This is a genomic window from Streptomyces sp. NPDC026377, assembly GCF_055567715.1.
Genome location: NZ_JBVHPV010000018.1, coordinates 25433 through 50791, shown reverse-complemented (window position 1 = coordinate 50791; position 25359 = coordinate 25433). Strand labels below are relative to the sequence as shown.

Genomic DNA, 25359 nt, shown 5'->3' with positions numbered 1-25359 from the left:
GTCAGCTCTCCTCGAAGGCGGTGCGCAGCCGCAGATGGGCGGGAGCGGGCGGGATGTCGCGCAGGGCGTGGCGGAAGACCACGGTGGTGGGGTCGTCAGGGGCCACGCCCGTGGGGACGAAGCCGTGGTCGGGATAGAAGGAGGAGAAGGCGGCGTTGCGCGAGGTGGGCCGGTGGCGGGCCCGCGCGCCACGGGCGCCGGAGGCGGCCGCGTGCTCCAGGACGGCCGCCAGGCAGGCGCTCTCGATGCCGCGCGAGAACACCCGGCAGCTCAGCACGTAGTTGTCGATGTGCAGGTCCTGTGCGTCGCGGCGCAGGAACACCGCGCCCACCAGGCCGTGGTCGCCGAACCGGTCGCGGGCGTGGACGACGAGCACCGTGCGGTCGGGGCCCTCGGCCCACTCCCGCACCTGCGGCAGTTGCAGCCGTTCGGGGGCGAGGTGGAACTGGTTGGTGCGCAGGGTGAGCTGGGAGACCCGGGGCAGCTCCGCGGGCTCCGGCGGGCGGACCGTCACCTCGATGCCGAGGCCGTCGAGGTAGTCCTGGTAGGAGCCGACGTCCTCGCGGAACTCCTGGCGCCGGGCCTCCGTGCGGTAGCGCCCGGCCCGTGCGCGGTCCTCGTCGGTCAGAACGGGCAGGTCGAACCAGCCGTCCGCGAGCAGCGCGGCCGGGTGCAGGGCCGGTTCCTCGTCGACGCGGACCACCGCGACCTGCGGCAGCTGCTCCCGTACCAGACCGCACTCGAAGGTGCTGTCGTCGACGAAGACGAAGCTGTCCAGACCGAGCCCGAGCCGCTCGGCGATGTCGCGCAGATTGTCGTGCTTGGCCGACCAGTTGGCGTTGACGCGGACGAAGTCGTCCTCGCGCAGCAGCATCGAGGGGTGGTCGCGCAGCGCCCGGCGCACCTGGTCGTCGTCGTTCTTGCTGCTGACGGCGAGCAGGACGCCCTGGGAGCCGAGCTGGACGAGCACCCGCTGGAACTCGACGAACGCCTCGCCCCGGAAACCGCCGCCGAGTTCGACGCCCTCCTGGCCGTCCTCACCGAGCACACCGCCCCACAGCGTCCCGTCCAGATCGAGGACGAGGCACTTGCGGGTCCGGCCGAGCAGCCCGGTGACGAGGTGGCCGACATCGCGGGCGTAGGCCGCCAGCAGGCCCTCGGCGAGGCGCGCCTTGGCGTACAGGCCGGTGCGCGGCTCGTACGCGGCGGTGCCCCGGGCGGCCAGCGGGTCGAGGTCGACGACGATCACCCCGGGGTGCTCCTCGGCGAGGGCGAGCAGGCCGCCGTTGAACTCCCGCCACACGACACCGAGCCGGGCCCGGGAGCGCAGATCGACGAGCTGACGGGCGTGGCCGTGCAGCAGCGGCACTGTGTTGAGGACCAGCGGCCCGCGCCCGGCGTCCTGGTGGGCGCGGACGGCCCGGCCGAGCAGCGCGAGCCGGGACCGGGCCGCGGCCTCCACGTCCTCGACCCGCCAGGGCAGCGGCACCTCCTCGAAGACGGTGTGCGCGTCCAGCAGGCACAGCGTGAGGCGGGGCCGGGGGCCGCCCGGGGAGCCGGGGCCCAGCAGATCCGCCAGATACGAGCCGTACGGCGAGAGCACCGGGTCGAGGAGCAGCCCGTGGCGCGCCAGCTCCGCGGTGAGCGGGGCGAGGAGCGGGGCGATGGTGGACTGGCCGGTCACGGCGACGGTGACCACCGGCACGTCCGGGTGGTGGCGGGCGACGTCCTCGCGGTCGAGCCGGGCGAGCAGTTGCCCGGCGGCGGGCAGCTGGGCCTCGGGCAGCCGGGCGAGCAGGGTCCGCACCGAGGGGTAGTCGGCTTCGAGGCGCCCGGCCGCGTACAGGCCGCGCAGGGTCCGCAGCGCCTCCGGGTCGAGCCAACTGCTCGCGCTGTTCCGGGCGTTGAGGGGTTCGGTGGTGGTCATGCACGCTCCAGGGCGATACCGGACTTGATCCACTTGCTGGACTCCACGGCCACGGTGACGGCGCGCCCGCCGCCCTTCCACTGGCCGAGCAGTTCGGCGAGCTGGAGGAAGGGCAGCGCGTTGCCGTTGTTGCCGACGTTGCGCACCACGTTGACGCGCCGGGCGAGCGGGGCGGGCATCGCCTCGGAGATGCGGTCGCTCATCCGGCCCGAGAGCTGGGGCGGAAGCAGGTAGTCCACCTGGTCCGCGGTCCAGCCCACGTCCCCGATCAGCTCCCAGAACATCTGGGTCGCGAGCACCGGCACGGCCGCCTCGATCGCCTTGTAGTCCTCGCTGACCGCGGTGCGGCCGCTGTGCCGGTCGCCCAGGCCGAACCAGTCGATGACCTGCCCCGGGGCCTTGCCCAGGCCCACCAGGCGGTTGAGGACCTGGCGGATCTCGACGCGCTCCCCGAAGGACTCGGTGCTGAGCACGGCCGCGCCCGCCCCGTCGCCGAAGAGGATGTAGTTGACCAGCTCGGCGGGGGTGCGCGAACCGGCGTCGAAGTCGGTCTCCAGATGCTTGGCGCAGACGTCCCCGCCGATCACCAGGATCGTCGAGCAGCGCCCGGCGAGGAGCAGGGTGCGGGCCACGTCGAGCGCCTGCACGGCCCCGGCGCAGCCGGACTGGAGCTGGTAGGTGGGGACGTTGTCGATGCCGAGCCGGTCCGCCACCAGGTTGACGGTGGCGGGCATCAGCTGGTCCGGGGTGGCGGTGCCCATGACGACGCAGTCGATGTCGACCGCCTCCAGACCCGCCGCCGCGAGGGCCCGGTCAGCCGCGGTCGAGGCGATGTCCGCCAGGGAGTGGCGGACCCGGCCGGTCTCCAGGTCGACGGCGAAGTGCCGGCCGACGTTGCCGATGAACAGCTCGGCCCACTGCTCGTCCACGCCGACGAGCTTGGCCAGGGTGGCGTTGTCCACCGGTTCGCCCGGCAGACAGGTGCCGACCGAGACCAGATGGGCGACGGGTGCGGGTGACGGGCTCATGTGCGCGGTCCTTCCGGGATGGACGGCTCGGTGGCCGCCGCGGAGGCGGCCGGGACGAGCAGGCGCTCGGTGAGATAGCGGTTGAGGTCGCCCACGGTCTCCAGGCTGGCGAGCAGCTCTTCGACGGGCAGACTGCCGAGCTCGGGCAGCTCGTTCTCGACGCGGGTCTTGAGCTCCATGACCTGGATCGAGTCGAAGCCGAGGTCCTCGGCGAGGCGGGAGCGGTCCCGTACCGCCGAGGGGGCGTGGCCGCCGATCCGGCACACCAGGCGGTGGGTGACCTCCGCCACCCGGTGGGGGGCGCCACCGCCCGTCGGCGCCGGTGTGAGGTCCGTTGCCGGGGTGCCGGGCGCCGCCTCCCGGGCGGGCGGGCGGGGCGCGGGCGGTTCGGGGGCGGTGGCCGAGCGCCAGGAGCGGAAGCTGTCGTCGAAGACGTACGGCGGCAGCCGGCGCGGCACACGGTCCGCCTCCGGGTACAGGCTGTCCCAGGTGGGGTCGGCGCCCGTGCTCCACAACTCGCCGAGCAGGTGGTGCAGCGGGTGGCGGGGCGCGCGTTCGCCCGGGTGGGCGGCCACGCAGTGCACCGGATCCGCGTCGGCGGGCCGAAGCCGGGCGAGCAGGGGGGTGAGCACGGCGCGCGGACCGATCTCCACGACGTGGGTCACGCCCGAGGCCAGCAGCTCGGCGGCGGCGTCGGCGAACCGTACCGGCGCGGTGAGCTGGCGCGCCCAGTACGCGGCGTCCATGCGCTCCGCGTCGCCCATGACCCGTCCGTACACGGTGGAGAAGACCGGTACCGCGGGCGCGCTCACCGCCACGCCCGCACCCTCGGCCCGCAACGGCCCGACGGCCGGCCGCATCAGCGGGGAGTGGAAGGCGTGCGAGACGGTCAGCGGGCGGGCGGTGACGCCGCTGCCCGCCAACTCGGCGCGCAGCCGGGCGAGTTCGTCGAGATCACCGGCGACGACGGTGGCGCGCGGGCCGTTGACGGCGGCGACGCACACCCGCCCGGCGTCACCGAGCAGGGCCAGCGTCTCCGCCTCGGACAGGGGTACGGAGAGCATGCCGCCGCCGTCCGGCAGTGCCTCCATCAGCGCCCCGCGCCGGGCGACCAGGCGGGCCGCGTCGGCGGGGTCGAGCACCCCGGCCGCGCAGGCGGCGGCGAACTCGCCGATGCTGTGGCCGATGACGGCGGCGGGCCGGATCCCGGCGTCGGCCAGGGCGCCCGCCATCGCGTACTCGACCGCGAAGAGCGCGGGCTGGGCCAGGCCCGTGCGGTGCACCTCGGCGTCGCCCTCCAGGACCGCGTCGCGCACCGAGCGGCCGACGTGGACGGCGAGCAGGCCGTCGATCTCGTCGAGGAGGCGGGCGTAGACGGGGGAGGAGGCGTACCAGGAGGCGGCCATACCGGGGTGCTGGGCGCCCTGGCCGGTGAACGCGAACGCCACCGCGGGCGCCGTGCGCCGCACCCCGCCGTCCTCGTCGTGGGTGCGCCCGGCCGCCTTGCGCAGCCCCGCCACCAGGGCCGCCAGGTCGCCCGCGGTGACGGCGACGCGGTGCGGCAACCGGGACTTGACCCGGTTGCTGGTCCAGCACAGCTGGGCGAGCCGGTCCTCGGGCTGCCGGGCCAGCGCGTCGGCCTGGGCCAGCAGATTGGGGCCCAGCTGACGTGCCGAGCGGGCCGAGACGGTGAACACGCCCGGCACCCGCGCGCCGGAGCGGTGGACGGCGCGCGGCGGCGAGGCGAGCACGGCGTGCGCGTTGGTGCCGCCCATGCCGAAGCTGCTGACGGCGGCGTGCACCGTGCCGGACGGCAGCCGCAGCGGGGACCTGAGCAACGTCAGGCGCCGGTCGGGGAGTTGGAGCCGGGGGTTCTCGTCCTCGGCGAAGCGGCTGGGCGGCACGGTGCGGTGGTGCAGCGCCAGCACGGTCTTGACGACCCCGGCGATCCCGGCCGCGCCCTCGGCGTGCCCGAAGTTGCTCTTGACCGAGCCGAGGGCGACGCTGCCGCCGGTGCGGCCACGGGTGAGGTGCCCGAGCGCCTGCGCCTCCATCATGTCGCCGAGCAGGGTGCCGGTGCCGTGCGCCTCGATGAAGCCGATGTCGTCGGCGCCGACCCCGGCCGCCCGCCACACCCGCTCGATGAGCTGCTGCTGGGCCCACCGGTTGGGCGCGGTGATGCCGTTGCTGCGGCCGTCCTGGTTGACGCCGGTGCCGCGCAGCACGGCGTAGACGGGCTGGCGGTCGGCGAGTGCGTCGGCGAGCCGGCGCAGGACCAGGACGGCGACGCCCTCGGCGCGGCCGATCCCGTCGGCCGAGGCGCTGAACGGCTTGCAGCGGCCGTCCGGCGCGGACAGGCCCGCCTGGGTGTAGAAGATGTTGAGGACCGGCGTCATGATCAGGTTGGTGCCCCCGGCGAGCGCGTAGCCGCAGTCGCCCGCCCGCAGCGCGCCGGCGGCCAGGTGCAGGGCGACCAGCGAGGACGAGCAGGCCGTGTCGACGGCGAGGCTGGGACCCTTCAGGTCCAGGTGGTACGAGACGCGGTTGGCACCCATGAAGTAGCCGTTGCCGGAGCCGTGCCGGGCGGTGATCCGGTCGTAGTCGGCGAGCTGGAGATGGGCCCACTCGTTGGCCATCACCCCCACGAACACGCCGGTGTCGGTGCCCGCCAGGTCCTCGGGGGCGACCGTGGCGTCCTCCACGGCCCGCCAGGAGCACTGGAGCAGGAGCCGCTGCTGCGGGTCCATGGCGGCCGCCTCGCGCGGGGAGATCCCGAAGAAGGCGGGGTCGAAGGCGTCCGGGTCGTCGATGAACCCGCCGCGTACCGTGTTGGAGCGGCCGGGGGGCCGGGCCTCGCCGGGGGCCACCGCCTCGTCGAGCCGGTAGCGGTCGGCCTCCCAGCGCTCCTCGGGGACGCGCCGGGTGCCGTCCCGGCCCTCCATCAGGAGCTTCCAGAACTCGCCGGCGTCCCGGGCCCCGGGGAAGCGGCAGTCGAGCCCGACGACCGCGACCGGTTCGGGTGCGCTCATGAGGCGGCCCCGGCGTCCCCCACGGCGAGCAGCTCGGCCAGGTGCCCGGCGATGGCGCGTACCGTCGGGAAGTCGTAGGCGAGGGTCGGCGGGACCGCCAGCAGATGGCGTTCCTCTATCTCGCCGCAGATGCCGATGGCGGCCACCGAGTCGATGCCGTAGTCGGCGAGCGGGGTCGTCGGGTCGATCTCGCGGGCGGGCCGGTGCAGATGGAAGGCCACCCGGTCGATGAGCCACTTCTCCAGGTCGGCGGGGGCCAGGACCGGGGTCTGCGGGCGGATCGCGGTGCGGGTGACGGGGGCGATGGACATGAGGAACCTCTTCCTTGGGGGCGCTCGGTGGGCCGGGCGGGCTCAGCGGCCGGGGGCGGCCAGCGGAGCGGGCTCGGCGCTCTCGGCGGCCGGGGCGACGAGGGCCGCCACCGGCCGTTCCAGGCGCTGGTGGAGTGCGGACAGGGCGCCGTCGAGGAAGAGACGGCGCATCAGGGTGCGCTGGGTCTTGCCGCTGGTGGTCTTGCGGACCGCGCCGGGGCGCACCAGGACCACACTGGCGGCGGGGAGCTGGAACCTGCGGCTGAGCACCGTCTGGACCTGCGCGGCGAGGGCGGGCAGGTCGTGTTCGCCCTGGCGGCTGGGCCGCACCTCCTGCACCACCACGACGTGACCGCGGGTCTCCTCCTCGTCCCCGACGGTGAACACCGCGCCGCCGCCGCGGCGCAGCGCGGGGCCCGAGTCCTGCACGGCCTGCTCGATGTCCTGGGGGTAGAGGTTGCGGCCGTGGTGGATGAGCATCTCCTTGATGCGGCCGGTGACGAAGAGCTCGCCGTCCACCAGGCCGCCGAGGTCGCCGGTGCGCAGGAAGCCCGAGCGGCCGTCCGCGGTCTCGGCGCGGAAGGTCTCGTCGGTGGCCTCGGGGCGGTTCCAGTAGCCGCGCGCGACGGAGGGCCCGCGCAGCCAGATCTCCCCGACCCGGCCGTCGGCCAGCACCTCGTGCGTCATCGGGTCCACGATGAGCACTTCGCTGCCGGCCGGCGCGCCGCAGCCGACGAGGGTCCTGGAGGTGCGGTCGGGGCGGGCGGGGCGCAGCTCGTGCTGCTCCAGCAGATGGGCGTCGACGGCCAGTTCGACGTGGCGGCCCGTGGTGTCCCCGGCGGAGGCGAGCAGGGTGTTCTCGGCCAGGCCGTAGCAGGGGAACAGCGCCTCGGGGCGCAGCCCGTGGGCGGCGAAGCGGGCGGTGAAGGTGCGGATGGTGGCGGCGCGCACCGGCTCGGCGCCGTTGAGCGCGACGCGCAGGCTGGACAGGTCGAGCCCCTCGGCCTGCTCGTCGGTGGTGCGGCGGGCGCACAGCTCGTAGCCGAAGTCGGGCGCGGCGGTGCCCTCGACGCGGTAGTCGTGGATCATCCGCAGCCAGCGGTGCGGCTGCTTGATGAAGGAGACGGGCGACATCTGGACGCTGGTGCCGCCCATCCACAGCGGGTGCAGCGTCATCCCGATGAGGCCCATGTCGTGGTAGAGCGGCAGCCAGCTGCCGGTGACGACCCCGGGCCCGGTCAGCATCGAACGGTGGATGGCCTCCTGGTTGGCGGCCAGGTTGGCGTGCGTGACCATGACGCCCTTGGGGCGGCTGGTGGAGCCCGAGCTGTACTGGAGGAAGGCGATGTCGTCGTCGCGGACCTGGGGCGGGAGCCACAGCGCGCAGTCCTCGCCGTCGTCCTGCGGCGCCAGGCACACCACGTCCCGCTCGCCCGAGGCGGCCAGCCAGGCGGCGAGCGCCTGGCGCTGCTCGGGGACGGTGAGGACCGCGCCGGCCGAGGCGTCCCGCAGGATGCCGCTGACCCGGGCGATGCGCTCGCCCGGCTCGTCCGGCAGCGGCGCCGGAATGGCCGTGCGCCCGGCGTAGAAGCAGCCGAGGAAGGCGGTGACGAACTCCAGGGTGGGCGGGTAGAGCAGCAGCACCGGCCGGTCCGGGTCCCCCGTCGACTCCTGGCGCAGCCGGGTGGCGATCAGCCGGGCGCGGCGGTCCAGTTCGGCGTAGGTGAGCTCCTGGGGCCGCATGGCCCGGCCGTCCTCGTGCAGGTACACGAACGCGGGCCGGTCGGGGTGCTGCTCCGCTCCGGCACGTACGGCCTCGGTCAACGTCCTGTGCATCTCTTCCCCTGTCGCTGGGTCCGGTGTCGCCGGGTCGGGCTGTCGCGGCACCAAGTGCCATCTGTCGCACCATCGTTGGCGGGAAGTGAAAAGGACCTGTAAAGGCAGCCTTGCGGTGCACGTCGCAGCTTCGGGTCTTGCCGCAGCGTGTCGTGGAGGGGGCAAACCGAGCCCGTCTGCGCATACGGGGAGGGCAAGTTGGCACGCAGTGCCGCGCGGCCCCCGGGGCCGTCCGGAGCCGTCCGGATATGAGTCAGGGATGTTTCGATACGGCATTGACTCGATTGGCGGCCGGGTCTAGCGTCGGTGACCGCACAGCGACAGACGGCAGTTCACGCAGCACCCTCTTCCTTCCGAGGAGCGGCATCCGTGACCACTCAGCTCACATCCCGTCCGGCCGAGCAGGACCGGGCCGCCGCCCACCGCTGGTGGGTCCTGGGCGTCCTCGTGGTGAGCCTCCTGCTCGTGGTCCTCGACACCTCGATCCTGAACGTCGCGCTCAAGACGCTCGCCGAGCCCGCACCCCAGGGCCTGGGCGCCTCCTCCGGCGCGCTCCAGTGGTCGGTGGACTCCTACACGCTCGTCTTCGCGGCCCTGCTGTTCAGCACCGGCGTACTGGCCGACCGCTGGGGCCGCAAACGCACCCTGGTGGCCGGGCTCGCCGTCTTCGGCGGCTGCTCGCTCTGGTCCGCCTACGCGGGCAGCGCGGACGAACTCGTCGCCGCCCGCGCGGGACTCGGCGTCGGCGGCGCCCTGGTGATGCCGGCCACCCTGGCGATCATCATGAACGTCTTCCCGCCCGCCGAACACGCCAAGGCCATCGGCGTCTGGGCCGGGGCGGCCGGTCTGGCGGTAGCGGTGGGGCCCATCACCGGCGGCGCGCTCCTGGAGCACTTCTGGTGGGGCTCGGTCTTCCTCATCAACATCCCGATCGTCGTGGTCGGCACCGTCGCCGCGCTGATCGTCGTGCCGGAGTCGCGGGACCCCGGACGCGGCGGCTACGACCCGCTGGGCGTCGCCCTGTCCGTGGCGGGTCTGACGCTGCTGGTGTACGGGGTGATCCAGGGCGGCGAGAAGGACGACTGGGCGGCGCCCCGGGTCTGGGCGACGATGCTCGGCGGGCTCGTGGTCCTCGCGGCCTTCGTCGTCTGGGAGCGACGGGCGCCGCGCCCCGCGCTCGATGTGGCGCTGTTCCGCCTCCCGCGCTTCTCGGCCGCCGTGACCGTGATCGGCCTGGTCTTCTTCGCGCTGCTCGGCGCCACCTTCTTCCTGGTCTTCTATCTGCAGAGCGTGCGCGGCTGGACGCCGCTGGAGGCCGGGTACTGCCTGCTGCCGCTGGCCGTGGCCCAGTTGGCGTGCTCACCGCCCGCGACGCTGGCGGCCCGGCGGATCGGGGTGCGGCCGGTGTGCGCCACCGGGATGCTGCTGACCACCCTGGCCTTCGCCACCGTGGCCACCGTCGACGAGCACACCTCGCTCTGGCTGCTCGAATCCGTCTTCTTCGTGCTCGGCGTGGGCATCGCCTGTGTGATGCCGCCCGCCACGGCCGCCGTGATGTCGGCCCTGCCCCGGCAGCGGGCCGGTACCGGCTCCGCCGTCAACACCACCTTCCGCCAGGTGGGCGGGGCGCTCGGCGTCGCGGTCCTCGGCTCGGTGCTCTCCACCGCCTACCGCTCGCGGATGTCGGGACACCTGGCGGACGTGCCGGACCACCTGCGGGACAGGGCCGGGGAGTCCGTGCAGAGCAGCCTCGCCGTCGCCGACGGGCTCGGCCCGCACGGCGCCGCTCTCGCGGACCACGCCGTCGACGCGTTCGTCTCCGCGATGCACCTCACCGCACTGGTCGCCGCCGGAGTCACCCTCCTCGGCGCCCTCCTCAGCCTGTTCCTGCTGCCCGCCCGTACCCCGGACGGCCACGCGGGAGCGGAGGAAACCGCCGCAGTCCACCACCCCACGGAGGTCTGAGCATGCCCCCACCCGTTCCACCGGAGGCCGAGGGCGCCGCGCCCGCCGGCCTGCGGCCCCTCTCCCCGCCGCCCGGCCGGAACACCGCCCGCGGCGGGCGCCGGCGCGACCCCGCCGCCGACCGCGCGATCCTGGAGAGCACCCTGGGCCTGCTGGGCGAGGGGCGCAGCTTCGGCGCGCTGTCGATGGACCTGGTGGCCCAGCGGGCCGGGGTGGCCCGCGCCACCGTCTACCGCCGCTGGCGCAACAAGGAAGAGCTGGTGCTCGCCGCCCTGAGCAGCCTCGACGTACCCGTCACCCCGTCGCAGGGGCTGCCCCTGCGGGACCGGCTCGTGGACCTGGTCGACCAGATCCGCCACCGAGGCCAGGACACCAATCTGCACCGCCTCCTCGCCGGCCTCCTCGGGGAGGCGGTGCACCGCCCGCAGCTCGTGGAGCGGTACGAGGACACCGCGGTCGCCGCACGGAGGGACGCCATGCGGCAGGTGCTGCGCGACGGGCTCGAGAGAGGGGAGCTGCGCCCCGGACTCGACGTCGACCAGGCCATCGAGCTGCTCACCGGACCGATGCTGGCACGGCTGATCCTGCGTCAGCGGCCCGTGGAATCGGCCGCGTTCGCCGAGGCCATCGTCGACACCTTCCTCGATGGCACCAGGACTCGCCCCACACCCCGGTAGCCCCGGCGCACCACCTGGCCGGGCACCGGTACGCACTGGTCGGCCGCGCGCACGCGCAGGGCCATCCGCCCGCCCCCCGGACGGGCCCCGAACCGCCTCCCCACCAGGAGCCGCACCCATGAAGTTCCTCTTCGACGACCCCGCCTTCGACTACCAGGCCTTACGGGCGGCCGGCTACGCCGACTTCGGCGGCGCGCAGCTCGGCGAGGTGATCGCCGTCGCCTCGCGCATCCCCGACGGGGACACCGACGCCTGGCGGCGCGAGTGGACCGCGCTGGCCGAGCGCGTCCACGGCCTCGCCACCGCGGCCCTCGCCCGGGACCGGAACGTCGACGCCCGGGCCGCCCTGCTGCGCGCCCACACCTACTACCGCACCGCCGAGTTCTTCCTGCGCGACGACCCCCCGCACGACCCGGAGGCGGCGCGGCTGATGCGGCTCTCCAAGGAGACCTTCGCGCAGGCCGCCCAACTGATGGAGCGCCCACCGGAGTTCGTCAGCATCCCGTACGGGGACGGCTCGTTGCCGGGGTACTTCTACCGCGCCGACGACTCCCAGGGACCCCGTCCGACCCTCGTTCACCACGGCGGCATCGACTCCACGCTCGAAGAGGGCTACTTCTTCGTCGCGGCCGCCGCCCAGGCGCGCGGCTACCACTGCCTCTGCTTCGAGGGCCCCGGCCAGGGCTCGGTCCTGCGCGACCAGGGGCTCACCTTCCGGCCGGACTGGGAGGAGGTGGTCACACCTGTCGTGGACTTCGCGCTGGCCCAGCCGGGGGTGGACCCCGAGCGGGTCACCCTGATGGGGACCAGTCTCGGCGGGCTGCTCGCCGTCCGGGCCGCCGCGTTCGAGCACCGGCTCGCCGGGTGCGTGGTCCACGACGCGGTCTGGCAGCTCGGTGACGTGGTGTGGCTGCCGCCGTTCGTCCTGGAGTGGGTGGAGCAGGGCTGCGACGACTTCGCCAACCCGGTGATGTACGGCATCGCCGTCCAGCAGACCTTCACGCGCTGGCTGCTGCGGCAGGCGATGTGGACGTTCGGCGCGCACAGCCCGGCCCAACTGCTGCGCCGGATGCCCGCGTTCAGCCTGGCCGACGTGATCGGGCGGGTGCGCTGTCCGGTCCTGGTGCTCGACGCCGAGGAGGACATGTTCTTCGCCGGTCTGGAACACGCGAAGAAGGTGTACACCGGCCTCAACAGCCCCAAGACGCTGCATGTCTTCAGCGCGGACGAGGGCGGGGGAGCGCACTGCCACTCCGGCTCCATGACCCTCTTCCACGACCGGGTCTTCTCCTGGCTGGCCGAGACGCCGAAGGCCGGGGCCCCCGAGCCCGGACCCGCGCCGTCCGTCTGAGCGCATCCGCTCCCGCGCCCGAGGCGGGCGGTCCCGGTGACACCCGGGCCGCCCGCCTCCGTCGTCCGTATACGGCGCCCGGAATTAGTAATCGAATTCCCGCTGATTGATGGCCGAAATGGCTCGTGGATGCTGCGCTCCAGGTGTTAGCGCCCTTTTAATGGTTACGTAACGACTGCTCGACTACGATGTTTATCGGCAATCGCGTGCATCGTGGGCGCGAGAGCCCGGGGTGAACGGGGAGATCCGAACTAGTTGAATGCCTGGCATGCATTCAAGGGGGTTGCGTCACGTGTCCCTGTCCTATGCACGACCCACTCATCCGCTGCGCTACGAGGTGTTGGGGCGGCTCCGGGTGACCTGCGGCGACGTTGATCTGACGCCGGCGCCACCGAAGATCGCCAAGCTGCTGGCTCTGCTGACGATCCGTGCGGGGGAGACGGTTCCGGGGGACAAACTCATGGCCGAGCTCTGGGAACAGCATCCACCGCGCTGTGCGGCGGCCAGCCTGCGGGTCTATGTGTCCCAGCTGCGCAAGCTGCTCGCCGCCCCCGGCCGCGCTTCGCCGATCGTCACCGTTTCCCCCGGTTACATTCTCGACGTCAGCCAGAACCAACTCGATGTCCGTACCTTCGAGAGGCTGTATGAAAGCGGCCGGGCCCGTTACCTTGCGGCCGACTACCCGGCCGCGTCCGAGTGTCTGAGAAATGCCCTCGCGCTGTGGCGGGGGCCCGTTCTGGACGGCATGTCGGGGTCTTCGGAGATCAGCTCGTTCGCCGCCGTGGCAGACGAGAAACGGCTGAATTGCATCGAGTTGAATATCGAATCCGCCCTGGCGCTCGGCCGCCACCACGCGGTGATAGAGGAGCTCAAGGGACTGGTCGTCCAGCACCCGCTGCGCGAGCCCTTCTACCGGCAGCTGATGGCGGCCCTGTACCGGGTGGGCCGCCAGGGCGACGCCCTCGGCGTCTACCGCAGCGCGCGCCGGGTCATCCGCGAGGAGCTCGGCGTCGAGCCGGGCCCGCCGCTGCGGCTCACCCAGGAGGCCATCCTGCGGGCCGATCCGGCCCGGCTGGAAGCCGTCGGCGTGACCGCCTCGGCACGCTGACGTTCTCCCGGCCGCGCACGCACCGGCCCGGCCGCACGGGCCGGTGCCGCCGGACCGGGCCGAGGGGCGCGGCCGGTGCGGGGCCTCAGAGAACCCGCCGGAGGGAGTCCGGGGTGAGGTCGGCGAGCGCGGGATAGCCGTCCACCGCCATCAGCAGATCCGCCTCCGCGAGGAGTGAGCGCAGGACGTGGACGACCCCGTCCGTACCGCCCAGGGCCAGCCCGTACGCGTACGGCCTGCCGACACCCACGGCCGTGGCGCCCAGGGCGACGGCCTTCACCACGTCCGCCCCGGTGCGCACCCCCGAGTCGAACAGGACGGGCAGGCCCTCGGCCGCCTCGACCACCCCGGGCAGCGCGTCGAGCGCGGGCAGCCCGCCGTTGGCCTGGCGCCCGCCGTGGTTGGAGCAGTAGAGGCCGTCCACCCCGCCGTCCCTGGCGCGCCGCGCGTCCTCGGGGTGGCAGATGCCCTTCACTATCAGCGGCAGTTCGGTCAGTGACCGCAGCCAGGGCAGGTCGTCCCAGGTGAGCGGGTTGCCGAAGAGCTGCGCCCAGCGCCCGGCGGCGGCCCTCGGATCCTCCTCCGGCGTGCGTTCCAGGGCGGCCCGGAAGACCGGGTCGCAGGTGTAGTTGGCCAGGCAGTGGCCGCGCAGCTGGGGGAAGTTGCCGGTGCTCAGATCGCGCGGGCGCCACCCCGTGACCCAGGTGTCCAGAGTGACGACGACGGCTTTGAACCCCGCCGTCTCCGCACGCCGTACCAGGCTCTCGGCCAGCTCCCGGTCGGTGGGCGTGTACAGCTGGAAGAAGCCCGGCGTGGAGCCGAACTCGGCGGCCACCTCCTCCAGGGGGTCGACGCTCAGCGTCGAGGCGACCATCGGGACGCCGGTGCGGGCGGCCGCGCGGGCCGTCGCCAGATCCCCGTGCCCGTCCTGGGCGCAGAGCCCGACGACGCCGATCGGCGCCATGAACAGCGGTGACGGCAGCGTCATGCCGAACAGGTCGACGGTCAGGTCCCGTTCCGCCGCCCCCACGAACATCCTCGGGTAGAGGCCCCACCGCTCGAAGGCCGAGGCGTTGGCCCGCTGGGTGCGCTCATCGCCCGCGCCGCCGGCCACGTACGACCACAGCGACGGTCCGAGCGCCGCCTCGGCCCGGGACTCCAACTCCTCGTAGGTGAACGGGAACCGTGGCACCACACCGCCGAGGCCCTCGAAGTAGATCTCGTTCTGGTAGAAACCGAATGGCTGGTTCATCAAGCGGCCCTCTCCCTCGATCCCCGCCTGTCCGGGCACGCACCCGGGCGCGCACCCCACAGTGCCCCATCCCACGGACGACTCGTGGGTGCAGGCTCAAGGTCGCCCCGAGCCCCGGCAGTTGCCCGGCGATCGGCTCGGCCCGCAGCTCGGCGTCCCGCCCCGCGAGCAGCTCGGCCGGCCGTGCGGTGATCTGCTCGCGGAACCGGTCACGCGGCAGGGTGCGCTCGCCGTCCCGGCCGAGTCGGGCAGCAGGCACAGCCCGCTGACGACGATGGAGGCGCCCAGCCCGTACCCCGTCGCCCGCGGCTCCCGCACCAGCTGCGCGGTCACCAGCGAACCGACGAGCAGGCCGAGGGTGGGCGTCGATGCCCAGCCCCAGGCGGCGCCCGCCCGACGCACCGCGGGACGCCGGACGCACCGCGCGGGACGCCGGGCGCCGGGCGCCGTGCTCAGCCGGACGCCGGAGCCAGCCGTCCCAGTGTCTCGATCACCGCCGCCGACGCCTGGGAGCCCGGCTCGATGAGCGTGTAGTGACCGGTCCCGGGCAGCACCACGCGCTCCGCGTCCCGGTGCGCCGCCAGGTAGTCGGCGAACTGCCCCAGCGGCACCTCCTCGTCCGCCTCCCCGTGCAGCACCACCGTCCGAACCCCCGTCGTCCCCCGGCCCCGCAGCAGCGTGAGCGGGTCGACCAGCGGCAGCCGCGCCGCCACCTCGTCGGGGCCGCCCAGCAGCTGCAGCCCCGCGCCGTCGCTGAGGTCGTCGCGGATCGTGGCCGCCAGGTCCGTGATCGGGGCTAGGCCGAGGACCGCCGCCGGCAGCCGGGTCGTGTACCAGGGCGAACTCTCGGGCAGCAGGCCGCGCGCCCCGGCCCACAGCGCGAGATGGCCGCCGGAGCAGTGGCCCGCCAGCACGAACGGCCGGCCCCGCGGGATCGTGTCCACGGCGAGCGCGATGTCGTCGAAGGTGGCGGGGTAGCCGCCCGCCCCGCCCGAGCGGCGGAAGCCCGGCAGGACCGTGGTGAACCCGTGGCGCGCCAGATGGGCCGCGAACGGGGTCAGATGCATCCGGTCGTAGCGCCAGTAGCCGCCGTGCAGCAGCATCACCAGCGGGGCGTCGGGGTCCTCGGCGGGCCACAGGTCGTACACCTGGTGCGGGTGCGGGCCGTACGTGCGGTGTACGGGGGCCAGCACCGGGCGGATGCCCAGCACCCGGCGCTCCTCCTCCAGCGCGAACGCCGAGGGGCTGCGGCGCGCAGGCGTCTCAGACATGGCTGCGCGCCGTCCAGAGCTCGGGGAAGACCGACCGGCGGGCGCGCTTCTCCAGCCACACCACGCCCGGGGAGCCGCCGCTGCCCGCCTTGGCGCCCATCGCCCGGCGGGTCGCGAGCAGATGGTCGCTGCGCCAGCGCAGCACCAGCTCGGCGACCTCGGTGAGCTCCTCGCCCAGCCGCACCAGCGGGTCGTCCTGCGGCCCCGCGTAGATCTGCCGCCACACCTCCTCGACCCAGGAGTCCGGCTCGTACGCCTCGGTCACGTCCCGCTCCACCACGTGCTCCGGCACGGGCAGACCCCGCCGGTGGAGGAAGCGCAGCACCTCGTCGTAGAGCGACGGCTCGGACAGCGCTTGCTCCAGCTCGGCGTGGACCGCCGGGTGCCCCCGGTGCGCCTGCACCATGGAGCGGGACTTGTCGGCGAGCAGGAACTCCATGTGCCGGTACATCGCCGACTGGAAGCCGGAGGCCTCGCCGAACGCCTCGCGGAACCCGTTGAACTGGGCCGGGGTCAGCGCCGCCAGCGGCGTCCAGGAGTCGTTGAGCGCCCGGTGCGAGCGGCGGCTGCGGCGCAGCGCCTCCATGGCCTGCTCCAGGTCGTCCTTGAGCAACGCGTCCCGCGCCGCGCGCCACTCGTACACGATGAGGGTGAACCACAGCTCCATCACCTGGGTGGTGACGATGAACGCCATCTCGCCCGGATCCTGGGAGAGCGGTCGCTGAAGGGTGGACAGCAGCGAGGCGTGGATGTAGTCCTCGTACGGCGTCGTCCCCTCGAACCGCGTCTGCGGCGCCTCGGCGGCCGAGGGCGGGGCGGGGTCGCTGGTCTGCTCGGTCATGGGTCTCCGTAGGTCGTGGGCGGGCCGGAGGGTCAGGCCGGCATTCCGATGTGGGCGCCCCCGGTCGCGTCCAGCCACTGGCCGGTGACCCAGCGCGCGTCGTCGCTCGCCACGAACGCCACCACGTCGGCGATGTCCGAGGGGCGGCCGATCCGGTTGAAGACGGAGGCGGCGGCGTACGCGTTCAGCACCTCGGGCACCTTCAGCGTCGGGTTGATCTCGGTGTAGGTGAAGCCGGGCGCCACCGCGTTGACGGTGATCCCCCGCGGGCCCAGCTCCGGGGCGAGGGCCAGGGTCAGGGTGTCGAGTGCGCCCTTGGTCATCGCGTACGCGGAGATGTTCGGCATGGCGATCCGGGTGACGCCGGAGGAGATGGTGATGATCCGGCCGCCGTCGCGCAGCCGCCCGAGCCCCTGCTGGATCACGAAGAAGGGGGCCTTGACGTTGACGGCGAAGAGCCGGTCGTACTCCTCCTCGCTCACGTCCGAGATCCGCTTCGGCAGGGTGACGCCGGCGTTGTTGACGAGGATGTCCAGGCCGGGCCGGGCCCCGTACTCCGAGAGCCCCTTGTCGAAGGCGGTCCACAGCGCCTCGGCGTCGCCCGCCACGCCGAGCTCGGCGCGGAGCGCGAACGCCCGCCCGCCCGCCGCCTCGATCTCGGCCACGGCCTCCTCGGCGGCCTCGGTGCGGTATCCGTAGTGGACGGCCACCAGAGCGCCCTCGGCGGCCAGCCGCAGCGAGATCGCCCGGCCGATCCCCCGGCTGCCGCCGGTCACCAGCGCCGTCCGGTCGCTCAGCCTGCCCGTACTGGTCATGCTCCACACTCCTGTGATCTCGGGGGCCGCGCGGTCCTCGCGGCGGCCGGGGAAACGGCCATGCACGTGCTGTGTCCGGGCGCCGGGGTCCGGCGGCGGGGCGTGTCTCAGGCGTCGAAGTCGAGCGCGATCGCGTCCGACTCCGGCCGCGCCCGGCAGGGCAGGGTGTAGCCGGCCGCCAACTCGGCCGGGCCGAGCGCGTACTGACGGTCCATCACCGCGCTGCCGTGGACCACCTTGGCGCGGCAGCTGCCGCACAGGCCGTCGCGGCAGGAGTACGGGGTCTCGGGCCGGGCCCGCAGGACCGCGTCCAGCACCACCCGGTCCTCGGGCCGCATCACCGTCTCGGTGGTGCGGCCGTCCAGCCGGGCCGAGATGAGGCCGGTGCGGCCCAGCGGCTCGGGCGGGGGAGCGGGCGGCAGGCCGCCGCCGGTGGAGAAGAGCTCGAAGCGCACCCGCGCCTCGTCCGCGCCCCACCGGCCGAGCGCCTCACGGACGGTCTTCACCAGCCCCCACGGCCCGCACAGGTAGAAGTGGGTGCGCGCGTCGGGCTCGGCGCCCAGCAGCGCCAGGAGCCGGGGCAGCCGGGCCCCGTCGATCCGGCCCGACAGCAGCTCGCTCCCGCGCTGCTCGCGGGAGAGCACGTGCAGGGCGAAGAACCGGCCGACGTGGGCGTCCTTGAGGTCGGTCAGCTCGTCCGCGAGGAGCACCGACTGGGCGCTGCGGTTGGCGTACACCAGCGAGACCCGGCAGAAGGGGTCCTGGCTCAGGGCGGCCGCCGCCATGCTGAGCAGGGGGGTGATCCCGCTGCCGCCCGCCACCAGCACATGGTGCGCGCCGGGCACGTCCGCCAGGTGGAAGTCGCCGGTGGGCGGGCCGAGTTCGAGGGTGTCGCCGACGGCGAGGCGGGTGGTGGCGTACTCGGCGAAGCCGTCCGCGCCCAGGCGCTTGACGACGATCCGCAGCCCCGCCGGGTCACGGGGCGCAAGGCAGACCGAGTAGCTGCGCCGCAGCTCCCGCCCCTCGGGCCGGTGCCGTACGACCACGTGCTGGCCGGCGCGGTGCGCGAAGACCTCCGTGAGCGGACCGGGCACGGCCAGGCCGATCGCCACCGACTCCTCGCCCACCGCCTCCACCGCGGTGACCGGGAGCCGGTACCAGCCGGTCGCCCGGCGTGCGGGCGCCGGCGCGCCGCCCGTCGTCGCTGTCGTCATGATCGTGCGTCACATCGCCTTCAGATGCGCGAAGGTCTCCCGGCACGCGGTGCACACCAGGACGGCTTGGCAGCGGGTCGCCCCGAACGGGCTCTGCGGCCGGGTCGCCACCGAGCCGCAGTGCGGGCAGGGCACGCCCAGACCGATCCGGACCGGCAGCGGGGCCCGGGCGGAGCCGGGCGGCACGATGCCGTGCTCGGCGAGCTTGCGGCGGCCCTCGTCGGTGATCCAGTCGGTGGTCCAGGCGGGCGCGAGCACCTGCCGCACCCGGGCGCCGGGGTGGCCGCACTCGGTGAGCGCGGCCCGGATCCCGGCCTCGATCGCGGGCATGGCCGGGCAGCCCAGATAGGTCGGGGTGATGACGACCTCCAGGGCGCCGTCGGCCGCCGCCGCGACCTCGCGGACGACACCGAGATCGGCCAGCGTGATCATGGGGAGTTCGGGGTCGGGCACGGTGCCGACCCGCGCCCGCACCTCGTCGGGGTCCAGGGGAACGGCGCTCACCAGGTGCCTCCCGGGTACTGCAGGCGTACCGACCGGAACTCGGCCATCAGCGGCGCGAACTCCTCGGTGTGCAGCCCCTCCCGGCCGCCCGTCGCCCGCCACGAGGGCGTGGGCGGGGGGAGGCGCGCGTCGTCGAGGACGGCGGTGATCTGCCGCTCCCACTCCTCGCGCAGCCGCGCCGGGGCGACGGCGGTCCCGTCCGCGTCCAGCCGCTCCACCAGGGCGTCCGTCTCGAAGAGCTCGGCCGCGTACGGCCACACCACGTCGAGTGCGGCCCGCATCCGGCGACGGCTCTCCCCGGTGCCCCGGCCCAGACGCACCGTCCACTGGTCGGCGTGCATCCGGTGGTACTCCGCCTCGCGGGCGGCGCGGACGGCGAAGGCCGACAGGGTGTCGTCGCGGGACTTCTCCAGGGCGCTCCACAGCAGCGTGCTGTAGTGCGCGTACACCAGCTGGCGGGCGATCGTCACCGCGAAGTCGGCGGGCGCGAGCTCCGTCAGGAGGACGTTGCGGAACTGGCGCTCGGTGCGGTGGTAGGCCAGCTCGTCCTCGTCGCGGCCGGTGCCGTCGAGCCGGCCGCTGTGGGCGAGCAGGGTGCGGGCGTGGCCGAGCAGGTCGAGCGCGATGTTGGCGAGCGCCAGGTCCTCCTCGATGGTGGGAGCCCGGGTCACCAGGGAGCACAGCCGCTGGCACAGCACGAGCGCGTCGTCGCCCAGCCGCAGGACGTAGGCGGCGAGGTCGGCGTCCGTACGGGAGGTCTCAACCGTCATGGCCGCTCTCCTCGTTGAGCGGGACGTAGTGCTCGGGGTAGCGGTACGGCTTGTGGGCGGCGTTGCTGAAGAACGGGTCCTTCTCGCTCGGTGAGGCGGCGTGCACCGCGTCGGAGCGCACCACCCACACCGACACCGTCTCCCCCCGGCGCGTGTACAGGTCACGGGCGTTGGCGAGCGCCATGGCGGCGTCGGCGCCGTGCACCGAGCCCACGTGCTGGTGGGCCAGGCCCCGGCGCGGCCGGATGAACACCTCCCACGGAGTCAGCACCCGTGCGGACCGCTCGCTCATGCCACGCGCCTTCCCTCGTCGTCCTGTTCCGCCTCGCCGGCCAGGCCCGCCGCGTAGGCGTCGACCGCCTCGCGCACCCAGGCACCGTCCTCGTGCGCGGCCACCCGGTGGGCGAGCCGCCGACGGCTGCACTGCGAGCCGTCGCCGAGCGCGCCGCGGAACAACTGCCAGTCGATGGGGCTGAAGTCGTAGTGGCCCCGCTTCTCGTTCCAGCGGATCGCCGGGTCGGGCAGGCTCACCCCCAACCGCTCGGCCTGCGGCACGACGTTGTCGACGAACCGCTGGCGCAGCTCGTCGTTGGTGTGCTGTTTGATGCCCCAGGCCATCGACCGCCGCGAGACGGCGGCGCCCATGGCCGCGGTGCGGTCGTCCGCGCCGCCCGCCGCGGTGTCCGGCGGCCCGAACATCAGGGCCACGGCCGGCAGCCACCAGCGGTCGACGGCGTCCTGCGCCATCTGCTTCTGCTCGGGTGTGCCCCGGCACAGCGACCACAGCACGTCATAGCCCTGGCGGACGTGGAACGCCTCCTCCTGGCACACCCGGCGCATCGCTCGCGCGTACGGGCCGTAGGAGGTGTGGCACAGCGGCGCCTGGTTGACGACGGCCGCGCCGTCCGTGAGCCAGGCGATGGCGCCGGTGTCGGCCCAGGTCAGGGCCGGGTGGTTGAAGGTGGCCGCGTACCGCTGATGGCCGCTGTGCAGCGCGTCGAGGAGCTCGGCGCGCGACACCCCGAGGGTCTCCGCCGCCGAGTAGAGGTAGAGCCCGTGCCCCGCCTCGTCCTGCACCTTCGCCAGCAGACTGGCCTTGCGGTGCAGCGACGGGGCCCGGGTCAGCCAGGAGCCCTCGGGCTGCATACCGATGATCTCGGAGTGCGCGTGCTGGGAGATCTGCCGGATCAGCATCCGCCGGTAGCCGTCGGGCATCCAGTCCCGGGGCTCGATCTGCTCCCCGGCCGCGAGCAGCGCCTCGAAGTGCGCGTTGAACTGCTCCACGCCGTCGCCCCCCCCTCGTCCCGTACCGCCGCGGTGGCGGTGCCTTCACAGAGGAAGAGGTCCGGCCCCGGGCGCCCAATCCCCGGGCACATGCCGTCGGCCCGTGACGAAGGTCACGCGGGGCTGGGGGAGTGCGCGGGACCGGCCACGCCTCTCTCTTCGGTAGTCCGTGCAACGAGAGGGGTACGCCCATGAGCACCATCAGGACGATGCTGGTCGAGCTGACCGGCACACCGGAGTTCGCCGAGGCCATCGGCGACGACGAGGACCTCAGCGCCAGCGGGATCGACTCCGGCGACCTCGTCCGGCTGATCCTGCTCATCGAGCAGCGCACCGGCGTCGAGGTGACGGCCGAGGACATGGAGGGCCTGACCACCATCGCCGACTACGAGCGGTTCATCGCCGGCCGCGACGCCGCCACCCCGCGGCCGGGCGCCGCCTGATGTGGCTGACCCAGTTGGCGGAGCGCAACCGCCAGTGCTTCCCCGACCGGACGGCCCTGGTGGACGAGCACCGCTCCGTCACCTGGGCGCAGTTCCACGACCGCACCCTCGCCCTCGCCCACGGACTCGCCGGGCTCGGCATCCGCCCCGGTGACCGCGTCGCCGTGCTCTCCCTGGACCGGATCGAGGTCATGGAGACGTACTTCGCGCTCGCCCGCGTCGGCGCGCTCTTCGTCCCGCTCAACCACAGCCTGACCCCGGCGGAGGTGACCGGGATCGTCGAACGCACCGGCGCCGTCGCCGTGATCGGCGAGGCCGCGCTGCTCGCCCGCCATCCCGACCTGCCGGTGCGCACCCGTATCCGCCTGGACGACGAGGCGTTCGCCGCGCTCGGCGCCGAGGGCGGCCCGGAGCTCGCCGCCGTCCCCGACGACGCCCCCGCGGCCGTCCTGCACACCTCCGCGACGACCGGGCAGGCCAAGGGCGTCACCGTCGACCACGCCTCGTTCCGCGCCATCGCGCTCGGCTGGCTCGCCGTGGCCCGGCCCGCCGACGCCATGGTGCTGGTCAACTGCTGCCCGCTCTACCACGGCAGCATGGTCGTCTCGCTGACCTACATGGCGGCGGGCGCGACCATCGTCCTGATGCCCGGCTTCAAGCCGCAGACCGCGCTCGCCGCCATCGAGACCCACCGCGCCACCCACGTCTGGCTCGTCCCGCAGATGCTGCGCTTCCTGCTGCGCGCCAGGTCCGCCGACACGGCGGACCTCTCCACCCTGCGCGAGATCCTCTACGGCGCCGCGCCCATGCCGCCCGACATCTACGCCGAGGCCGTCGAACGGCTCGGCTGCGGATTCCGGCAGGTGTACGGGATGACCGAGGTCGGCGGCCCGTTCGTCACGCTCGGCCCCGAGGAGCACCCGGCGCCCGACGCGCTGCCCGAGGTGATCCCGGCCGGCCGGGTCGTCCCGGGGATGTCCGCGCGCGCCCTGGACGAGCGCGGCCAGGAGGTGGCGCCCGGGGCGATCGGTGAGATCTGCGTGCGCGGGCCCGGGCTGATGCGCGGCTACTGGAACGACGAGGCCGCCACCGCCGAGATCACCGTCGACGGCTGGATCCGCACCGGCGACCTCGGGCACATCGACCGGGACGGACTGATCCGGCTCGTCGACCGCAGCAAGGACCTGATCATCAGGGCCGGGCAGAACGTCTACCCCTCGGAGATCGAGCGCGCCCTCCAGGCCCACCCGGCGGTACGTGACGCGGCGGTCGTCGGGGTGCCGGACGAGGACTTCGGTGAGGTTCCGCTGGCGTACGTGGTCGTCGAGGAGGGCACCGGGGCGGCCGAGTTGCAGACGTATCTCGCGCAGCGCCTCGCCTCCTACAAGCGGCCCCGGCGCATCGAGTTCATCGACCGGGTGCCCCGCAACCCGGCCGGGAAGATCATCAAGAAGCTGCTGCGTGCGTGAAGCCGCGGGGCGCGGCGAGGTGGCGGACCGGGCGCCGGGCGCCCGTGTCACCCGCCCGGATCCGGCCTTCGGTGTCACCCGCCCGGACCCGGACTCCGGCCGGGCAGCCGCCGAGCACGCGCTGCTCCTGCTGCGCCCCGCCCTGCGTGCCGAGGGGCTCTCGCCCGGACTGGCCCGCGCCGGCGAACCGCAGGCGTGCCCGGCGGGGCCGTGGGAGCGGGCGGCGGCCGCCGCCATGCCGCCGCCGCGCCGCCGTGACTTCCTGGCCGGACGCCTCGCCGCCCGCCGGGCGCTGGCCGAGCCCGGGCACCCCGTACCGGAGATCCTCCGCGACGGCAGACGGCCCCGGTTCCCCGCCGGGCGGGTGGGTTCGATCAGCCACTCCGGCGGCCTCGCCGTCGCCCTGGCCGCGCCCGCCACGCACTTCCACGCGGTGGGGTGCGACCTCGAACTGCGCGAACTGCCCCTGAAGGCCGCGCACATCGTCCTCGCGCCCGACGAACGGACCTGGCCGGACGGTACAACCGCCCCGACGGCGGCGCGTCAACTCCTCGCCGTGTTCTCGGCCAAGGAGGCGGCCTTCAAGGCGTTCGCCGCCCTGCTCCCCGCCGGGCGGGCGCCCGCCACTCTGCTCGCGATCGGGACGCGTCCGGTGCCCGGCGGCTTCCGCGCCTGGCCGAGAGGGCTCCCCGGACACACCCTCGACGTCCAGGTGCGCCCGGCAGGCCCCGGGGTGTTCAGCTGGACCGCCGCCCCCGTGGCGCGGCGGCCCGGATCGAGCGTCACGCCCTGGCGTTGACCAGCACCGCCATGTTCCCGGCCGGATGTCGGTTGTCGTGGATCAGCTGGTGGGCCCTGCCGATCTCCTCGAAGCCCAGCGTCAGCGACAGGCACGGGTCGAGCAGCCCACGGTCGATGAGCGTGGTGACCTCGCGTGCCTCGCGGGCGTTGGAGACGTGGGAGCCCTGGAGCCGCTTCTGGCGCATCCACAGGAAGCGCAGGTCCACGTCGCCGTTGTAGCCGGTGGTGCCTCCGCAGATGACGACCATGCCCGCGTTGTCGCACAGGTACATGGAGGTCGGGATCGTGTCGGCGCCCGAGTGCTCCAGGACGATCCTGGGCGCCCGGCGCTCGCCGAGGACCTCCCAGAAGCGGCGCCCGAAGGCGCGGGCGCCCTTGAGCCACTGGGCCATGGCGTCCTCGTCGGAGGCGTCGGGCAGCCGGCCCCAGTGGTCGAAGTCACGCCGGTTGATATAGCCCTTGGCCCCCAACCGCACGCAGTACTCGCCGCGTTCGTCACTGGAGACGACCGCGACGGGGATGCCGCCGCGCTGCTTGACCAACTGGATCGCCATACAGCCCAGGCCCCCCGCCCCGCCCCAGATCAGCACCGCGTCGCCGGGGCGCACGGTGTGCGGCTCCCAGCCGAAGAGCTGGCGGTAGGCGGTGGCGGCGGTCGCCATGTAGCAGGCGGCCTCCGCCCAGGAGAGCCGCTTCGGCTTGGGGTGGCACTGGTACTCGTCGACCACCGCGAACTGCGCGAACGACCCGTAGTTCTCCTCGTACCCCCACACGCTCTGCGAGGCGGAGGTGGAGGGGTCGGCGCCGAGCCGGATGTCCTCGGCGCTCTCGTCCCACACGTTGGCGAGCAGCACGATCTCGTCCCCGGGCCTGAGCCGTACGCCCTCGCCGACGGCCCAGACGACGCCGGAGGCGTCGGAGCCGCCGATGTGGAAGTCCTCGGTGGCGCCGCGCTTGCGCCGGGCGGCTATGACGTCGACCGGGTCGCCGAGCGAGGCCCAGACGTTGTTGTAGTTGACGCCCGCCGCCATCACCTTGATGAGGACCTGGCCGGGCCCGACCGGGGGCACGTCCACGACCTCGGTACGGAAGGCGTCGATGGGCTGCCCGTAGCGTTCGGGCCGGATGAGCGAGGCGTACATGCGCTTGGGCGCCTCGCCGAGCGGGGGCGCGTCACCGAGTTCGTACAGGTCCTGGGTCACGGGGTGGCTCCTGAGGGGGTTGCGGGGTACGGGTGGGTGTGGGCCCGCGCCAGGCGGGCGAGGCAGACGCCGTGGGCGGCGGCGGGGCCGGTGGCTTCCCATCCGGCCGGTACGGCGGCGAACGCGGGCCACAGGGAGTGCTCTCCCGCCGCGTTGACGAGCACCAGGTGCGACGGCTCGTCCCCGTAGGCGGGGTCGAACGGACTGGGCAAGGCTGCTCCCTTCGTCGCCGCACGAGCGGGTGTGCGGCGCGGTGTGCGG

General features: G+C 73.9%; 24 protein-coding genes. 7 read left to right on the top strand and 17 right to left on the bottom strand.

Going from position 1 to position 25359, the window contains the following annotated elements:
- Position 1 precedes the first annotated feature (1 nt).
- From ACZ4MU_RS29075 to ACZ4MU_RS29055, 5 genes are read right to left on the bottom strand one after another with little or no spacing between them, the layout of a single operon-like run.
- The gene (locus ACZ4MU_RS29075) at positions 2-1927 is read right to left on the bottom strand and encodes an HAD-IIIC family phosphatase (protein WP_467882180.1); all 1926 of its coding nucleotides are present in this window, start codon (positions 1925-1927) and stop codon (positions 2-4) included.
- Complete coding sequence (locus tag ACZ4MU_RS29070; protein WP_467882178.1) at positions 1924-2955, bottom strand: beta-ketoacyl-[acyl-carrier-protein] synthase family protein; 1032 nt, start codon at positions 2953-2955, stop codon at positions 1924-1926. The genes ACZ4MU_RS29075 and ACZ4MU_RS29070 overlap by 4 nt, the downstream gene beginning before the upstream one ends.
- The gene (locus ACZ4MU_RS29065; RefSeq protein WP_467882176.1) at positions 2952-5984 is read right to left on the bottom strand and encodes a type I polyketide synthase; all 3033 of its coding nucleotides are present in this window, start codon (positions 5982-5984) and stop codon (positions 2952-2954) included. The genes ACZ4MU_RS29070 and ACZ4MU_RS29065 overlap by 4 nt, the downstream gene beginning before the upstream one ends.
- Positions 5981-6295 carry an acyl carrier protein gene (locus ACZ4MU_RS29060; protein WP_467882175.1) on the bottom strand — a complete coding sequence of 105 codons (315 nt, stop codon included), beginning with the start codon at positions 6293-6295 and terminating at the stop codon, positions 5981-5983. Before ACZ4MU_RS29060 ends, ACZ4MU_RS29065 begins: the two co-directional genes overlap by 4 nt.
- A 42-nt stretch (positions 6296-6337) precedes the next feature.
- Complete coding sequence (locus ACZ4MU_RS29055) at positions 6338-8131, bottom strand: fatty acyl-AMP ligase (protein ID WP_467882173.1); 1794 nt, start codon at positions 8129-8131, stop codon at positions 6338-6340.
- A gap of 369 nt (positions 8132-8500) precedes the next feature.
- Between ACZ4MU_RS29055 and ACZ4MU_RS29050 the strand changes: the two genes are divergently transcribed.
- The 4 genes from ACZ4MU_RS29050 to ACZ4MU_RS29035 all read left to right on the top strand — a co-directional run bounded on the left by ACZ4MU_RS29050 (position 8501) and on the right by ACZ4MU_RS29035 (position 13232).
- Positions 8501-10096 (top strand): DHA2 family efflux MFS transporter permease subunit, encoded by a 1596-nt coding sequence (locus tag ACZ4MU_RS29050; protein WP_467882171.1) that lies wholly within the window; start codon positions 8501-8503, stop codon positions 10094-10096.
- Between the two features lie 2 nt (positions 10097-10098).
- Entirely contained in the window at positions 10099-10773 is a 675-nt protein-coding gene (locus tag ACZ4MU_RS29045) for a TetR/AcrR family transcriptional regulator (RefSeq protein WP_467882169.1), read from the top strand.
- A gap of 118 nt (positions 10774-10891) precedes the next feature.
- Complete coding sequence (locus ACZ4MU_RS29040; RefSeq protein WP_467882167.1) at positions 10892-12124, top strand: alpha/beta hydrolase family protein; 1233 nt, start codon at positions 10892-10894, stop codon at positions 12122-12124.
- Positions 12125-12416: 292 nt separating this feature from the next.
- Complete coding sequence (locus ACZ4MU_RS29035; RefSeq protein ID WP_467882165.1) at positions 12417-13232, top strand: AfsR/SARP family transcriptional regulator; 816 nt, start codon at positions 12417-12419, stop codon at positions 13230-13232.
- An 85-nt stretch (positions 13233-13317) separates the two neighbouring features.
- Here ACZ4MU_RS29035 and ACZ4MU_RS29030 read toward each other — a convergent pair whose 3' ends face one another.
- From ACZ4MU_RS29030 to paaA, 10 genes are all read right to left on the bottom strand, one after another.
- Positions 13318-14484 (bottom strand): alpha-hydroxy-acid oxidizing protein, encoded by a 1167-nt coding sequence (locus ACZ4MU_RS29030; protein ID WP_467882163.1) that lies wholly within the window; start codon positions 14482-14484, stop codon positions 13318-13320.
- A 96-nt stretch (positions 14485-14580) separates the two neighbouring features.
- Complete coding sequence (locus ACZ4MU_RS29025) at positions 14581-14886, bottom strand: hypothetical protein (RefSeq protein ID WP_467882162.1); 306 nt, start codon at positions 14884-14886, stop codon at positions 14581-14583.
- A 50-nt stretch (positions 14887-14936) separates the two neighbouring features.
- Positions 14937-15755, bottom strand: a complete 819-nt coding sequence (locus ACZ4MU_RS29020) for an alpha/beta hydrolase family protein (protein ID WP_467882160.1) — start codon at positions 15753-15755, stop codon at positions 14937-14939.
- A complete protein-coding gene (locus ACZ4MU_RS29015; RefSeq protein WP_467882159.1) occupies positions 15748-16596 on the bottom strand; it encodes a tryptophan 2,3-dioxygenase in 849 nt (282 codons plus the stop codon). The genes ACZ4MU_RS29020 and ACZ4MU_RS29015 overlap by 8 nt, the downstream gene beginning before the upstream one ends.
- 32 nt (positions 16597-16628) lie before the next feature.
- Positions 16629-17411 (bottom strand): SDR family oxidoreductase, encoded by a 783-nt coding sequence (locus tag ACZ4MU_RS29010; protein ID WP_467882157.1) that lies wholly within the window; start codon positions 17409-17411, stop codon positions 16629-16631.
- A gap of 107 nt (positions 17412-17518) precedes the next feature.
- On the bottom strand, positions 17519-18625 hold the full coding sequence (locus tag ACZ4MU_RS29005; RefSeq protein WP_467882156.1) for a 2Fe-2S iron-sulfur cluster-binding protein: 1107 nt from the start codon (positions 18623-18625) through the stop codon (positions 17519-17521).
- A 9-nt stretch (positions 18626-18634) separates the two neighbouring features.
- A complete protein-coding gene (gene paaD, locus ACZ4MU_RS29000; protein WP_467882154.1) occupies positions 18635-19129 on the bottom strand; it encodes a 1,2-phenylacetyl-CoA epoxidase subunit PaaD in 495 nt (164 codons plus the stop codon).
- A complete protein-coding gene (gene paaC, locus ACZ4MU_RS28995; protein ID WP_467882152.1) occupies positions 19126-19899 on the bottom strand; it encodes a 1,2-phenylacetyl-CoA epoxidase subunit PaaC in 774 nt (257 codons plus the stop codon). The genes paaD and paaC overlap by 4 nt, the downstream gene beginning before the upstream one ends.
- Positions 19889-20191: a 1,2-phenylacetyl-CoA epoxidase subunit PaaB gene (paaB, locus tag ACZ4MU_RS28990; protein ID WP_467882150.1), complete on the bottom strand. Its 303-nt coding sequence runs from the start codon at positions 20189-20191 to the stop codon at positions 19889-19891. The genes paaC and paaB overlap by 11 nt, the downstream gene beginning before the upstream one ends.
- The gene (paaA, locus tag ACZ4MU_RS28985) at positions 20188-21183 is read right to left on the bottom strand and encodes a 1,2-phenylacetyl-CoA epoxidase subunit PaaA (RefSeq protein WP_467882148.1); all 996 of its coding nucleotides are present in this window, start codon (positions 21181-21183) and stop codon (positions 20188-20190) included. The genes paaB and paaA overlap by 4 nt, the downstream gene beginning before the upstream one ends.
- A 191-nt stretch (positions 21184-21374) precedes the next feature.
- Here paaA and ACZ4MU_RS28980 point away from each other — a divergent pair, with 191 nt between their 5' ends.
- Genes ACZ4MU_RS28980 through ACZ4MU_RS28970 form a run of 3 tightly spaced genes read left to right on the top strand, consistent with a single transcriptional unit; the run spans position 21375 to position 23894 of the window.
- The gene (locus ACZ4MU_RS28980) at positions 21375-21626 is read left to right on the top strand and encodes an acyl carrier protein (protein WP_467882146.1); all 252 of its coding nucleotides are present in this window, start codon (positions 21375-21377) and stop codon (positions 21624-21626) included.
- Complete coding sequence (locus ACZ4MU_RS28975; protein WP_467882144.1) at positions 21626-23095, top strand: class I adenylate-forming enzyme family protein; 1470 nt, start codon at positions 21626-21628, stop codon at positions 23093-23095. Before ACZ4MU_RS28980 ends, ACZ4MU_RS28975 begins: the two co-directional genes overlap by 1 nt.
- Positions 23088-23894 carry a 4'-phosphopantetheinyl transferase superfamily protein gene (locus ACZ4MU_RS28970; RefSeq protein WP_467882142.1) on the top strand — a complete coding sequence of 269 codons (807 nt, stop codon included), beginning with the start codon at positions 23088-23090 and terminating at the stop codon, positions 23892-23894. The genes ACZ4MU_RS28975 and ACZ4MU_RS28970 overlap by 8 nt, the downstream gene beginning before the upstream one ends.
- Here ACZ4MU_RS28970 and ccrA read toward each other — a convergent pair.
- Complete coding sequence (ccrA, locus tag ACZ4MU_RS28965; protein WP_467882345.1) at positions 23878-25038, bottom strand: crotonyl-CoA carboxylase/reductase; 1161 nt, start codon at positions 25036-25038, stop codon at positions 23878-23880. The two genes, ACZ4MU_RS28970 and ccrA, sit on opposite strands and share 17 nt — an antisense overlap.
- A 56-nt stretch (positions 25039-25094) precedes the next feature.
- The gene (locus tag ACZ4MU_RS28960; protein ID WP_467882140.1) at positions 25095-25310 is read right to left on the bottom strand and encodes an MbtH family NRPS accessory protein; all 216 of its coding nucleotides are present in this window, start codon (positions 25308-25310) and stop codon (positions 25095-25097) included.
- Between the last annotated feature and the right edge of the window lie 49 nt (positions 25311-25359).